Annotated in this window: 7 protein-coding genes and 1 tRNA gene; 5 read left to right on the top strand and 3 right to left on the bottom strand. The window is 58.5% G+C overall.

Annotated features, from left to right (window positions below; all coding sequences use genetic code 11):
* The first annotated feature begins 59 nt into the window (after positions 1–59).
* The gene (locus QDX22_RS11830) at positions 60–527 is read left to right on the top strand and encodes an RNA polymerase sigma factor (protein WP_255410727.1); all 468 of its coding nucleotides are present in this window, start codon (positions 60–62) and stop codon (positions 525–527) included.
* A 1,223-nt stretch (positions 528–1,750) separates the two neighbouring features.
* On the opposite strand, the gene QDX22_RS11825 is transcribed toward QDX22_RS11830, so the two are convergent.
* Positions 1,751–2,422, bottom strand: coding sequence for a type I restriction-modification system subunit M N-terminal domain-containing protein (locus QDX22_RS11825; protein WP_279717883.1), 672 nt, complete (start codon positions 2,420–2,422; stop codon positions 1,751–1,753).
* Positions 2,423–2,768: 346 nt separating this feature from the next.
* Between QDX22_RS11825 and QDX22_RS11820 the strand changes: the two genes are divergently transcribed.
* Positions 2,769–2,842: transfer RNA gene (locus QDX22_RS11820), tRNA-Pro, on the top strand.
* Positions 2,843–2,933: 91 nt separating this feature from the next.
* Here QDX22_RS11820 and QDX22_RS11815 read toward each other — a convergent pair.
* On the bottom strand, positions 2,934–4,565 hold the full coding sequence (locus QDX22_RS11815) for an ABC-F family ATP-binding cassette domain-containing protein (protein WP_110100170.1): 1,632 nt from the start codon (positions 4,563–4,565) through the stop codon (positions 2,934–2,936).
* A gap of 282 nt (positions 4,566–4,847) precedes the next feature.
* On the opposite strand from QDX22_RS11815, the gene QDX22_RS11810 reads away from it, so the two are divergent.
* The 3 genes from QDX22_RS11810 (at position 4,848) to QDX22_RS11800 (ending at position 9,869) form a co-directional block, all read left to right on the top strand.
* Positions 4,848–6,116: an integrase catalytic domain-containing protein gene (locus QDX22_RS11810; RefSeq protein ID WP_279717882.1), complete on the top strand. Its 1,269-nt coding sequence runs from the start codon at positions 4,848–4,850 to the stop codon at positions 6,114–6,116.
* Positions 6,117–7,206: 1,090 nt separating this feature from the next.
* Entirely contained in the window at positions 7,207–8,415 is a 1,209-nt protein-coding gene (locus tag QDX22_RS11805) for an IS110 family RNA-guided transposase (protein WP_279717881.1), read from the top strand.
* Between the two features lie 254 nt (positions 8,416–8,669).
* Positions 8,670–9,869: an IS110 family RNA-guided transposase gene (locus QDX22_RS11800; RefSeq protein WP_110100105.1), complete on the top strand. Its 1,200-nt coding sequence runs from the start codon at positions 8,670–8,672 to the stop codon at positions 9,867–9,869.
* A 403-nt stretch (positions 9,870–10,272) separates the two neighbouring features.
* Here the strand turns inward: QDX22_RS11800 and QDX22_RS11795 are convergent, their stop codons facing one another.
* Positions 10,273–14,193 (bottom strand): DUF4011 domain-containing protein, encoded by a 3,921-nt coding sequence (locus QDX22_RS11795; RefSeq protein ID WP_279717880.1) that lies wholly within the window; start codon positions 14,191–14,193, stop codon positions 10,273–10,275.
* Between the last annotated feature and the right edge of the window lie 54 nt (positions 14,194–14,247).

Raw genomic sequence — 14,247 nt, 5'->3', positions numbered from 1 at the left:
CCTGCTCAACTCGATCTCATCCATCGTGCTCAACACGGGACGAAAGCGCCTTCGCCACCTTGGTCGAGGGCGCTTCTCGTCGAATGTGGGCAGTGGTTTATTCGATCACTGGCAATCAGCACGATGCTGAAGACGCCATGCAGAATGCACTAACGTCAGCATGGAGAAATTTGCACCAATTTGAACCGCGCGCCAAGTTCTCAACGTGGGCATACCGGATCGCCGCCAACGCAGCCCGACAGATTATTCGTGCACGACGCGATGTCCTCGACGACGAGATCGGGATGACGCAGGCCGATACTAGCCCCACTGCCGACGAGAAAGTCAGTACCGTCATGGTCGTCCGAGCTGGCCTCGCCCAGCTAGGGGAAGACTTTCGGGAAGCCCTGATCTTGCGCGAATATGGTGGTCTCACCTACGAAGAGATCGCGACACACCAAAAAATCGGCATTCAAACCGTCAAATCCCGCATTAACCGCGCTCGCACGAAGCTCCGTGAAATCCTCAGCGAACAAGGTGTTAAGTAGTCGGTCTAAACCTCGGGATACTGGTCCAGGAACAATCTCATTCGCTCTCGCGCCTTGTCGTCTGCCGTTTCACCCTCATATTCAGAAACCGGGATGTATCCGACATCAAACATAACCATCGCACAACTTATCACGATGGATACAAGACCCAAGTGCAGAGTGGTGCCATCGGATAGCGTCATTACCGGCTATGACCTGGGAATTCGTACCGGCGTCGTCGTTTGGAGATTAACCTGCTGAACCGCTGAGTGTCCGGCACGCCTCCACTTCGGCTGGTGCCCGTAGAGGGGTGAACCAGTCGGGATTTCGCGCGCAACAATAGCGGGGCAGCAGCTGGCCGCAGCAGTATTAACTGACAAAACCTCCGACTGCTCTTGGAGCGCCAAAAGGCCTAGAAGTCGCCGAATGGTATCGCCGTCAACGAGTTGCTATTAGCCTAATCAGATGGTGTTCGTACGTAACACGAAAGAAGCCGACGCCATGAAAAACGATGATCAACGGACTAGCCACTCTGGATTCATTACCGCTTGGTCAATTCTCTTCTGGTGAGCTTGGGCACCCAAGAGCCCATTGAATGAGCGGATACATTCCGAGCTCACCGCCACACGACTGAAGTCTCGGGCAGCGCAGAGGAGGCGTACCCACCTAGTCGTCATCGATTGGGTGCTTACTAAGCACTTGCTCGACCATTAGCCACTCAAGGTCTTGCTGCACGGCTGTGTCGTCAGGCCATAAGGCGCTTGTACCAGCTAGTTGAATCTTCTGAGTCAGCTTTCTATGGGTGCAGCCGAAGTCGGCTCCGTATCCAGGGACCATGTAGACCGTTTCTGAGCCCCCTAGCGGAACCTCGAGATGTTCTGACGAAAGAACGACAAGATCTAGGAGACGGAGGCTACGTGCGATCGGCAACCTTTCTGACGAGATGACGAGCCGATTTGTTTCACGGCGGATGATTCCCCTAGCAACTGCAGATTGAATGGCTCGAGCGACCTCGTCGGGGGGATAGCCTTCGCTCTTCAGGTACTGCTGGACTCTTTGTAAATCCCCTTCTGGTGAGAGCATCACTGCATGCTCGATTTCGCGAGGGGTAAGGAAACAAATCTGCTGAAGTGCTCTGCGTAAGCGCACCAGGATTGACTTAACCTGTATGAAATCCTGAGTGGATTCGAAGTTCAACATGTGTCCAAGGTCGCCACGCAAAGCCCCCGCGTATCCTGCGCCGTCTAGAAACTTGAGGAACACCGAGTTTGGGTAGTTTCCTCGAGTCTGCGTCTAGAACTATTTGTCTGATCATAGACAGTGCGAGAAGCGCCGTCGGAGGTCAGGCCAACGTCGTCGGAAGCGAATAGAATATCCACCATCAGCCGGATCGCATCACGCGGGGTATAAAACGCACCCGCAGCGTTACCCTTCGTGTCAAAGGCCTTGTACATGACGTGCTGGAACAGGTCGCCCATCTGTACGTCGGGCAGATCCTGCATGCTCATGTCGATGGTGGCGAAGTGCTTCACAACCGGCCACAAGCGGTGCGCAGTGTCAAGGGTCTTCATCTTCACTGCGAAATCGAAGGCATCCAACACGTCGCGCACGGAGGAAGAAAACGCGCCAACGTAGTCCATCAGCGCGTCGTAGACGTGATCGTCGAGCTTGGCAATGGTGGTCAAGTTCAGCCGGGAGGTATTGAAGAAGGACAAACCGAACTTGCTTTGGACCTCCCAATCAATCATTTCCTCGCTGTACCCCTCCGAGCATGCTTCCCTGGGGCTAAAATCCCTACGGTAAACGTACTGTCCAAAAACATTCTCGGGACACGCACATTCCGTCTCGTCTTCTATTGCAACACCATGGATAGACACCACCCGGTTACGCTCGAACAAAGCATCGAACTCCCCCACGCACTACCCCTTCGCTCCATACGAGAAAAGAAGCTTCCCGTTTTGAGAAGAATCTTTCGAAAAGACCCCCCATCTCCGGGACCTGCTCGTCTCCTCGATTCACTCTTCGCCTGCGGCCTCATCGCCTGGGCCGTGCGACTGCCGCCCTTCATTGGGTTCGTCGCCTCCGGCTTCGCACTCAATGCCGCGGGTGTGAAACATGTCGAGTCCCTCGATCTTCTCGCCGTCATCGGCGTGACCCTCATGCTGTTTTCCATCGGCCTGCGCCTACGTACTGGTCATGACACTCATCTGCGCGGGCTTCATCAGCGCCCTTATCGCCGTTGCCCTTTTTAAAGGGTGGCGGCGGACTGTGGCGCAGCTTGGTAGCGCACTACACTAGGGGTGTAGGGGTCGCAGGTTCAAATCCTGTCAGTCCGACAAAATCTTTAGGGGGCTATTCGTCCAGCTCCCCCATCTCCTTAGCAGCAGCCATCAGCTCTGCCAAAGCTTCAATGACGGTTCCCAATTCTCATATTGATGGTGACTGGCGCATAGGCTTGAGGTGGAGATGGCGTCCGTGCCAGTGTTCAATCAGCCAACGGTCATGACTGGCGATGATTAGGGTTCCTTGCCAATTGCGCAGCGCTTCTTCAAGCGCGTCCATCGTCTCCAAATCGAGGTAGTTGGTAGGTTCGTCGATTATTAGCACGGTTGGACGACGGGCCAATGCGATTGCGAGTTGGGCGCGGCGTTGATTCCCTGCCGACAAGTCGGGAATTGGGGTGCGCCACATAGACGGATGCAAGATTCCTTTCCCAGCCGAGCCAACCCCGTTCCTCCACGTCTGCGATTCAAAGCCTGGGTCTGACTCAGCTGGAAGCCTCTGCAGCACCTGACCGACGGGTTCATCGCGGGTAATGGTGCCCTTGCTGGTCACCTTGGTCGGCGGGTTACCGGAAGCAACCCAGCTCAGCAGGGTTGATTTCCCTGCCCCGTTTGTCCCCGTCACGAGGAGGTGTTCGCCTCTGCTGAGATCGAACGTGACCGGCGCAAGCCGACCTACCACCGTCGCGTCCCTGGCTGAAACGGCCAGACCAGATCGAGGGTCAGTTTCGAGGGAGGGGAACTCCAAATCGTAGTGACGGGGTTTTCGTACCTCGCGCTGGACAAGGCGCTCCAAGCGAACATCATCTGCACGCGTTCTCTTTACCGCTGTCGCTGCCGCCCGGTCCGTGAAGAACTTCTTCTGCTTGCCAACCGCTGTTTCGACCCGGACACCACCGCGGCCAATCTTCATGCTCTCGTGCCGGTGCTCGTGCAACTCGCGCTTTTCGTCCTGTTGCGCGGCGTGGATCTGCAGGTGCTTCTCTCGGGCGGTCGCCTTGGCGGCTAGGTAGTCAGTGTAGTTGCCCGCGTTGCGGTAAACGCCCACTAGCTCCTCACCGTCTACTTTGGCTAATTCCTGCCACACGGTGATATCCATGTCGTAGATAACGGTGGCGGAATTCTCGATGAAAGCCCGGTCATGGCTGGCGGCGAGCACTGGACCGTCCCAGTTATTGACGACAGTTGCCAGGAATTCGATGGCCTCGCCGTCCAAGTGGTTGGTCGGTTCATCGAGGATCAGCACCTCAGGCCGGATGATCAGCAGCACAGCTAGCTCCAACCGCGCACGCTGGCCGGGCGAAAGTCTGACCAACATCCGATTTGCACCAGACCCAGTCAGTTCGACGAGACCCAGCCCGGCAAGAGTCTCGTTCACGCGTGAATCCAATGACCATACATCCAGCGCGTTCAACCGAGCGAGGATCTGATCGTACTCGCCCGCAAGACCATCCTGCCCAGACGCGATGGCCTCAGTGACTTGCTCAAAACGCAACAACAGCTCCCTGAACGGTGCCAGTGCCGAGTCGAGGAACTGCGCAACGCTGCCGTCGAAAGACTCCGGATCGGGAATACGCTGAGGAACAACGCCAGAAACAACTCCTCCCGAAACGGGTATCAGATCACCGGTCAGAATTTTCAGCAGCGTTGATTTACCGACCCCGTTCGGGCCGATTAAGAAGGCTCGCTCACCGGCAGAAACGTGCAGACTCACACGGTCGAGGACGAGACGGGAGCCATAGGAAAAAGAAACATCATCGAGGGCAATTGCGGGCATAGTGATCTCCGGGGGGTAGAAGCTTGGGTCACTTCTCAGCAGGGCTGAGTGGAGATCACATGTTCACCGGAACTGCACACTCCTCGATTAACGGGCGTCACCAACTGGCAGGGTATGACGAGATTCTACATGCCGAGCACAGGCTAAATCCAGAGATCGACGAGACTCATAGAAAGTCCCCGCGTAGGCAGGGGCCGTGCCTCAGGTAGTTTCCCCGCGAAATGTCTTTACCGGTGGGCTGGGGTGGGGCGACGATGGGGTATGACGCATAAGGATGTTTCGATGCAGACTCGGATTAAAGTCACCAAGCACTATGCGGCCAGGTATGCTGCGGCTTCCAAGAAGGTCAAGGGTCAGATTCTGGATACGGTGGTGGAGCTGACTGGCTGGCACCGGGATCATGCCCGTCAGCAGCTCAAGCGCCGATTAGCTCAGCCTAAGGGTCGGGCCACCGCGACGGTGGCGGTCATCGATCGGCGCAAGACCAAGGCCCGCAAATACTCCTATGACGCCGTGAAAGTCTTGCAGTCGGTGTGGTCGGTCTCGGGTGGGTTATCGGGCAAATATTTGGCTGCCTCGATGGCTGATTGGCTCGAAGGCCTGGAGGCCTACGGTGGGCTGGTGGCCGGTCACAACCGCTACAGCGCCACAGTACGAGCAGAGTTATTGGCGATGAGTGCTGCCACGATTGACCGGTATTTGCAACCGGTGCGGGCCAAGGATCCGATCCGAGGCAAAGCCGCTACCAAACCCGATAGCCTGTTGCGCAATTCGATCACGATTCGTAAAGCCGGTGACGAGCTCGACGACGAACCCGGAGTGTTTGAAGTCGACACGGTGGCCCACTGCGGGCCCACGCTCAAAGGCGAATTTGTGCGCAGTGTCAATTTCACCGATGTGCGCATCGGCTGGGTCTACACCACCGCGATCCGCAATAACGCTGCGAAACACGTTGTGGCCGCCTGCACCAACTTTGTAGACGCGATCCCGTACCTGGTCACCGCCATGGACTTCGACAACGGCAGTGAATTCATGAACTACGACCTGTTGGACTGGTCCGCCGACCACAAAGTGTTTTTCACCCGTGGCCGGCCCTATCAGAAAAACGACCAAGCCACCATCGAATCCAAGAACCATCACGCGGTGCGCAAATACGGGCTCTACTACCGCTACGACACCGCCGAGGAACTGGCGCTGTTACAGCGGTTATGGCCACTGGTCAATGATCGACTGAATTTCTTCACGCCAACCAAAAAACCCACCGGCTGGACCACCGACGCGGTGGGCCGCCGCCAACGAGTCTATGATCAGCCCACCTCGCCCTATCAGCGCCTTGTGGCGTCGGGGATCCTCAGCCCGGCACAACACCAACAACTCGCTGCTTACGAGGCCAGTCTGGACCCTGCGGCAATGGCCACCGAAATTGATGCCATCCAGCAGCAACTCATCCGCTTAGCTGCTGCTAAAACCCGCCAACTCCAACGCGAACTTGACGCCGCTGATCGGCCACCACACCCTGCTGGCATCAAGATCCACCGCCGCGCCAGCTAATCGAACATCCGGGGATTATTTGTCTGAGGCACGGCCTACCTTTCGCGGGGATCTTGACATGAGGCACCCCGGAGATGCTTCATTTGAACTACTCCCTACGCGACCAGTTCGACAGTTGGGAAATCTGGGACAACAACCGATACTTTTAAAGTGGCGACGGGCAGCCCCCATGGTGGACAGTGGCACGCCAGCGGCACGGAATGACCAAACCGCAGCCACCGTACAAGCAGCCGGACTTGACAGATCAAAAGTGGACTCCCCGTCAATCTTCCAGGAATTGATAATCGCGCAGGTCGCCCGTCAGATCACTCGGGAGGAAGCGGAAGCGCTACTGGCGTAAACCAGCGTCGCGCAGCGGACATGACCGAAGCGGAACGCCACGAGGCTATCGTCGATATGAACAACCGCTTGCTGGACGGCGCAATCGACGTGGAGCCGCGATAAGCTGCCGAACGCGAGTAAAATCCGGCGCCTACACAAGGCATTGCAGGATCGGGGGCTAGACGTTGGTTTGGACCAGATGGGCGTAGCCAGCGACCAGTGGGGGTTCGCTTCTCCCATGTTGGACAACTACCGCCGGACGGGGAGCCTAAAAGGTGTTGAGCTCCGCTGTACTCATCCGGGCATGCTTCCCTGGGGCTAAAATCCCTACGGTAAACGTACTGTCCAAAAACATTCTCGGGACACGCACATTCCGTCTCGTCTTCTATTGCAACACCACGGATAGACACTACGCGGTTACGCTCGAACAAAGCATCGAACTCCCCACGCACTACCCCTTCGCTCCATACGAGAAAAGAAGCTTCCCGTTTTGAGAAGGATCTTTCGAAAAGACCCGTTACATTTGTTTATAGGTCCTTCTAGGGTATTTCTTAGGTCTATCTAAGGACCTGGTCGCTGGCTCTGGTATGGCTGTGTTGCCCTGTCATTTCATGGTCCGGGGGGTGTTGCCGCCAGAGGTCCAGGACGCGCGTTGACTTCTCATAGGGATGCGGCCCAAGCAGTGTGTTGAGGTCTGTTCGTCACGTGGGTGCAAGCATCGGGTGTCATGATCACAGCGGCCTTGCTACCAGCAGTGAGCAAGACTGCCATGACAACAACCGACGATGTGATCCTGGGGCTAGACGTTGGTAAAAGCGCACATGACGGATGCGCCCTGACAACCACCGGCGAGAAACTCTACGACCGGGAATTACCGCAAGACGAAACCGCATTGCAAGACGTCATCGTTCAGCTCCAAGGGCACGGTTCAGTGCTGGTGGTGGTCGATCAGCCTAACACCATTGGTGCCTTACCGATCGCGGTGGCCCGAGACTGTGACGCCACCGTGGCATACTTGCCGGGCTTGGCGATGCGCAAGGCCGCTGATCTGTATCCCGGCCGGCCCAAAACTGATGCCCGGGACGCGTTCATCATTGCTGATACTGCCAGAACCATGCCCCATACGCTACGAGCCGTGGATCGGGAATCTGATCTGTTCTCGGCGTTGAAAGTCCTGGCTGGGTTTGATGATGACCTGGCTCGGGAATGTACCCCAGCCATCAACCGACTACGATCGTTGCTGGTGCACATTTACCCGTCACTGGAACGAGTCTTCACCGGCACCGTCCTCACACGGCCCATTGTCCTGGAGCTGTTGATTCGGTATCACGGACCCCACGGCCTGCAGGCTGCTAGCAAATCTGGGGTAAAACGCTGGGCGAAAAATCATGCCCGCAAAGACCCCTCCGCGTTGATCGACCAGATCTTCGCGGCCCTAGCCGAGCAAACGGTCACCGTGCCTGGAGCAACTACCGTGGAACTGATCATCCCCAGGATGGCCACCCAGATCAAAGAACTCAAAGCTCAACGCGCTCTGGTGGCCACCGAGGTGGAAGCGATGGTCGATGCTCACCCTCTTACCCAGGTCTTGATTTCTATGCCAGGAGTCGGAATCAAGACCGCCGCCACGATCCTGCTCACTGCAGCAGACTTCAGCTCCTTCCCCACCCCAGATCACCTGGCCACCTACGCCGGCATTGCTCCCGTAACGCGTCGCTCTGAGACCTCGATCCGAGGTGAGTCCCCGGCCCGCTCTAGCAATAAACAACTCAACAACGCCTTATTCCGATCCGCATGGGTGGCCTCCTGCCACGACCCGGTATCAAAGGCCTACTACAACAAGAAACGCGCTGAAGGTAAGAAACATAACGCCGCAGTGATCTGTCTGACACGCCACCGCCTCAACGTCATGTTCGCCTTGGTCCGAGATAGCAACTTCTATCACGCTACCCCAAACAAAGTTCCCCAAGCAGCTTGACTTAAAGCACAGGGGACACCCCGTTACATTCATTTGTAGGTCCTCATCAGAGGATCTGGTCGCTGGTCCTGGTATGGTTTTTTTGCCCTGTCATCGATGATCCGGGGGGTGTTGCCGCCAGGAGTCCAGGACGCGCGTTGACTGCTGATAGGGACGTGGCCCGGCTTTGTTCGAGGTCTCTTCGTAACGTGGGTGCCAGCATCGGGTGTCGTGACATCAGCGACCCGGGTATTACAGGACGAGGGGGACCTGTCATGACAGCCGAATACTCCATCACACTAGGACTCGATGTCGGTAAGACCGCCCATCATGGATGCGCGCTCACACCCGAGGGGCAACGTGTGTATGACCAAGAGTTGCCTCAAGATGAGACCGCGCTACGGAAGGTCATCACCGATTTGCAGCAGCACGGTCCGGTGCTGGTTGTGGTCGACCAGCCGAACACGATCGGAGCACTGCCAATCGCTGTCGCCCGTGATCTCGGTGCGGACGTCGCCTACCTGCCCGGACTGGCAATGCGCAAGGCCGCAGACCTGTATCCGGGACGGTCGAAGACCGACGCAAGGGACGCGTTCATCATCGCTGATACCGCCCGGACAATGCCACACACGCTACGAGCCGTGGACCGTAATTCCGAGGTCTTGTCAGCACTGAAGGTGCTCTCAGGGTTCGATGAAGACCTCGCTCGTGAATCAACGCGCGCGATCAATCGGCTACGGTCTCTCTTGGTCCAGATCTACCCATCACTGGAACGTGTATTCCCCGGTGTCGTTCTCACTCGGGCGATCGTGTTGGATCTCTTGATCCGCTACCACGGTCCCGCCGGACTCAAAGCTGCAGGCAAAGCCGGAGTGAAACGGTGGGCACGTCACCACAGCCGCAAAGACCCCGGCCCGCTCATCGACCAGGTCTTCGCAGCACTGTCAGAGCAGACCGTCACAGTGCCAGGTGCTGACGCTGTCGAACTCATCATCCCGAGGGTTGCCGCTCAGATCAAAGAGCTTAAGCATCAACGGGACATCGTAGCCGAAGAGGTAGAAAAGCTGGTCGACGACTTCCCTCTTTCCACGGTCTTGACGTCGATGCCAGGAGTCGGAGTCAAGACCGCAGCGCAAATCCTCCTGGCCGCTGGCGACCTGTCCGCCTTCCCCACGCCAGGACACCTGGCCGCCTATGCCGGAATTGCTCCAGTAACCCGACGATCCGGAACGTCAATCCGAGGCGAGTTCCCTGCCCGTGCCGGGAACAAGAAGTTGAAGAACGCGTTATTTCGATCTGCATGGGTTGCGTCTTGCCACGACCCGGTATCAAAGGCATACTACGAACGGAAAAGAGCCGAAGGCAAGCGCCATAACGCAGCGATCATGTGCCTAGCCCGGCGTCGACTAAACGTCATGTACGCGATGATGAAAACAGGCACCCTATACGAACCCCGCACCCCGACCGCGGCTTGACAAACACCATAGGGACACCCCCCCGTCGACGGTACTGAGCAAGCTCCGTCGATGCCAGGTTTCGACGATTCCGAGTGAGACAACTACAATGCCGACCAGCTTGATGAGCCCGGCGACGACTACTCAAACGACAGCATCGTGAGCTAACCCCTCATCCCCAGTGTGGGGGACGTTGCTCCAGCATCCACCGGTCGCGTTCAGACAACTGAGCGTGGCCGGTGGATTTTTTAACGCGCGGAGTGGGCACCGGGCGCGCCTGATCTGCGCGGCGTGTTACCTCCGCCGTGGGGTGCTGATCACCGTCGGGGTTAGGTTGGCCTGTCGGCCCCACATCCACCCGACGGTGTCCACGCCGACGCGGTTGCGGGCGGTGCTGAGATGGCTCGTGCGGAGTCATCACGGGTCACTGTTCCGTCACATCGTTGGTGTCGGGCTCTTTGCGGTGGGAGCGGCTACTGCGCCGGGTGCGTTGTTTCTGCTGGTCCATCGTGCCCGGTTGCAGACCGATAAGATCACCCAGTCGGTCCACAGTTTTTTGCGGTTCGGCAAAAGAATCGATACTCCACACCGATACTGGCCGCCAGCCCGCTCGCTGAGCAGCCAGCGGGCGAAGTCGCGATCGCTCACGTACCGAAAGGTGCTGATAGTGGCTACTACCGTCGGTGGTGACCGCCAGGGGGACCGTGTAGTCCTCCCCACCGGGAGTAGGCCGGTAGATTTCTGGATCCGGGTTCCAGATCAGCAAGTCCGCATGTGAAGCAACATCGGTGATCACCCGGGCGCCCCGGGCGAGGAGTTCCTCAGCGATCGGTTGCACCAGGGGGTCGGTGGTCGATTTCGTGACGCCGCCAGCCACGGCCTCGGTGTCTGTCCGTGGGGCAGAAATGAGTTCTATCATCTCCCAGAAGTAGCCGGCCCCAGCGGATAAACGAGCGGGGTCGACCTCTTGGGGGTGAATGCAGCTGAGCACCCGAAACGACTCGCGGGCACGGGTTGCCAGTCTCGCGTAGTACTCCACGCCGTGTTGTTCGGACAGTGGGCCAAAGTGGTGCACCACGGTGCCGTGGGAGGTGCGTCCATAACCCAGGGAGAAGATCACGGTGTCGCGCACCATTGACCCCGCCCGCTCCAGTGGTGCGACCACGAAGGATTCGCCGTGGGGGGCAGTCTCGGCATTGAAGAAGCTGGTGGCCCAGCGGTGATCAGCGAGGTTCACGCGTATTGCTTCGGCCACCCTGCGGGCGTGCAACGGTGTGGTGGTCAACACCGCCACCGAGCGATGGGGGAACGTCTGGAACTGTTCAAAGACCAAATCGACCACACGATTGACTTCAGCAGTGGTGGACTCCACTCCATCGTCGCCGTAGCCCGGGGTACCCGGCGCGGTGAGGTATTCGACCTCGGCCCCTCGGGAGGTATAGGCCCCGGTGATTTCCGCGGCGGTGGCCATTTTGTCCAGTTGTCCGTCATAGAGTTGGGTCCCGAGTAATCGGACCAGCGCCTGGGAGACACCACGGTGCATGGTCGACAGCGCGGTGGTCGGCAACACTCGGCGCAGAGCCACGCACACCGATTCGGTCACGGCTGGTTCGCTACCGGTGGTGGGTTCCACGCAGACGTGGAACGGCTGGGGCCGTTCGGAGACCGGGTCTCCGAAGGCAACCACCTGTTGAGCCCGGGCCATCGCGCCCAGACCCGTGGGCAAAGCCAAGGAACCAGCATCCAGGATCAACACGGCATCGAAGTGCAGTTTCTGCGGAGCTTGGGCCAGGGCCATCGGCGAGGACATCCATACCGGGATCAAGGGCTGCAGGAGCTCGGGATCAATGTCAGCGAGGTTCTCGAGTGTGGTCTCGCCCTCTTTGAGCATGGTCCGTAGCGTCGAAGCGGCAGTCTCGTGAGTGTCGCAGACCTCGTTCCAGCGCTGGGCCAGCGCCCAGTTCAACGAGGAGGCGCCCAAGTCCAGATGCGTCCCATCGGCAAGACGGTACTCGACTTCTAGTGTGTTCAGCTCGTCGCCGTCCATCACAGTCAGGGTCTCGTCGGAGGACAGCATCGCTTCCAGCACGGACTGCCACCAGGCCATCTCGAGTTCAGCGACCACGTTGTCTGCGGTGACTTCCCGTTCGGAGAAGTCGCGAAGTAGCTCACCGAGCCCGTGTTCAGTCAGCTGATCGACGACCAGGGTCCGTTCGGGCAGTGTCTGCAACGTTTCAGCGTCGTCGACCAGACGTTGGACGACATCGGAGAGATCGTTGATCGACAGACGCCCCAGCTCCTCGGCTCGCACCGCTGGTGTGGCCAACCGCTCTTGGAGCTGCGAAATATTGTCGGTCAGCACCGACAGCTCCCGTTCGAGGGTGTCTAGTCCGGTGGGAATTTTGGGATGGCGTTTGGAGGTGGAGTATTGATTCCACGCGGTGAGTTGTTCTTGGACTTTCTCCAGAGCGTCGTGTAAATCGGGTACCGACACGCCGGGCCGCACGTACTCTTTAGCCACACGACGAAGTTTCGACCGCGTCATCGCCGACATCTCGATCTCGTGATCGCGTCGCCAGGATCCTGACCCTGTGGCAGCAATCAGATCGGTCACCGGCCGATCGAAAATATCGGGGGTGAAGTGGTCCAGGGAGCCGCGCACACTTTGCAGCAGGGAAACTTGGTCGTTCCACTCATTGATGTTCGTCCCGGTCCGCAGGTGGGCATCCTCAGTGGCCTGGACCATCAGCTCTCGAACTCGCGGGAGGTGGTCGTTAATGTCTTCGGCCAGCTGGTAGGCAGCTTCGGCTTCTTGCACGTTGCGTAACCGCGCACCGTACCACGGCGATTCGGAGGCGGTCCGTGAGAAGGCACCCAGCCTGGCCGCCGAGGTGAGTTTTTCGGCAATATCGTCCCGTGCCACGGTGGAATCCAGCACCGAACGCTTCAAGCGCACCGAAGTGCGTGGTGGCGGATCCAAGGCGGTGAGCTCAGCCAGGGCGCGCATGGCCTGGTAAGGCGAGCAATTCCACCGCTCGCGCACCCGGTGGAGGCTCTCGGCATGAGCAACCAGCTGATCACGACGTTGCACCAAGGTTTGGTTCACCCGCTGGGTGGCCGGCTCTTTGGCAGCTTCGACACGTAGTAACGCCTGGATCATTTCTTCACGCAACTGAGCGGAAGTATGGGTTGCACTGACGTGGAAGAGCATGCTGGCTAGTCCCACCGCGTCGGCACGACGGTAGAGCTCGTTGAGTGTCGTGGTGCGTTCAGCCACCAGCAACACCCGGCGACCATCAGCGGCCAAGGCTGCTGCAGCGGCCAGCGCGGTCTGGGTTTCGCCGGTTCCCGGAGGAGCGGTTACCACCACGGAATGTCCGGACCGAATCAGGTCCACGGCGGTTTGTTGTGAGGGGTCGAGGTCGAAGACGAGTGGCTCATCGGCGGGGTCGCGCTGGTCCAACGGGGTGAGGTCCACCGCCTCCAGACTCGATTCTTCGGGTTCGACGAGTTCGGTCGCGAATTCGGTGCCGGCTTGCGCACGGTAGAGGTCGCGGAGCACGGGGTGATCAAATCCGGTGATCGCCGAAACCGATTCGTCGGTGAGATCAGCGAAAGTCGAGAGCAGAATACGGTGTTCGACCACCAGACCTCGAACCTCAGAGCTATACTCGCGCATCAGCTCCAGTGCGGGCAGAGGCTCGAGCTTATTGGTGGCGTAGGCGGCACGACGGAACTGCTCTGGGTCAAGTTCTACACCGTAGACCGAGTGGAAGTACCGGGCCAGGGCCGGGTTGAGGATAGCTTGTCCGGTAAGCTGGACGTCAAAGTCTTCGCGTCCATTGCGCTGGCTCAAGCGCACAGGAGCCAGTAACACAGGCGCTGACATCTGGTGAGATGCCCCGCCATCGCTGATCCGCCAGGTCGCAATGCCGGCGGCGACGAAGCCGACGTTGATCCCACGATCTTCAGCGAGTTCGTCGATCTTGGAGATCATGGCTGTGGCGGTAGCTCGAGCCGAGTTTTGTCCGGGTTGATCCCGCATCAGCGTGGAGAGGCGGGTGCGACGTTTGGTCAGAAACTGTGTCAGCCCCGAGGGGTGGGAGTGGGTGATTTCCAGGGAGTTTGCCGTGGTCGGGGCAAACCGCAACATGGTGTCAGACTCTTGCCCGGTCGTGATCTGGTGTAGCCATTGGCCGAAGCTGATCTCGGGATCGTCGAAACCGGCTGTGCTCGGTGCGGAATCATCGGCAATGAAGTCGAGATCGGTGCTGTCCAGTTCCTGGTCTTCGGCGCCACCGAGCTCTGTGTCGTCATCACGACGAGTGGGATCCGTTTCGTTCACAGCAGCCTCGTCCTTCCTGATCGATAGTCCTCGCTGAAACTATCCAACCGCACA

It is taken from the genome of Auritidibacter ignavus, from assembly GCF_029853775.1.
Classification (GTDB): Bacteria; Actinomycetota; Actinomycetes; order Actinomycetales; family Micrococcaceae; genus Auritidibacter; species Auritidibacter ignavus.
The sequence above is the reverse complement of the archived record's forward strand: the minus strand, read 5'-3'. Positions and strand labels throughout refer to the sequence as shown.

Bases quoted from the DNA above. Each gene is read 5' to 3' on its own strand.
- QDX22_RS11800 (WP_110100105.1), top strand. From the start codon at position 8,670: ATGACAGCCGAATACTCCATCACACTAGGACTCGATGTCGGTAAGACC.
- QDX22_RS11815 (WP_110100170.1), bottom strand. From the start codon at position 4,565: ATGCCCGCAATTGCCCTCGATGATGTTTCTTTTTCCTATGGCTCCCGT.
- QDX22_RS11810 (WP_279717882.1), top strand. From the start codon at position 4,848: ATGCAGACTCGGATTAAAGTCACCAAGCACTATGCGGCCAGGTATGCT.
- QDX22_RS11805 (WP_279717881.1), top strand. From the start codon at position 7,207: ATGACAACAACCGACGATGTGATCCTGGGGCTAGACGTTGGTAAAAGC.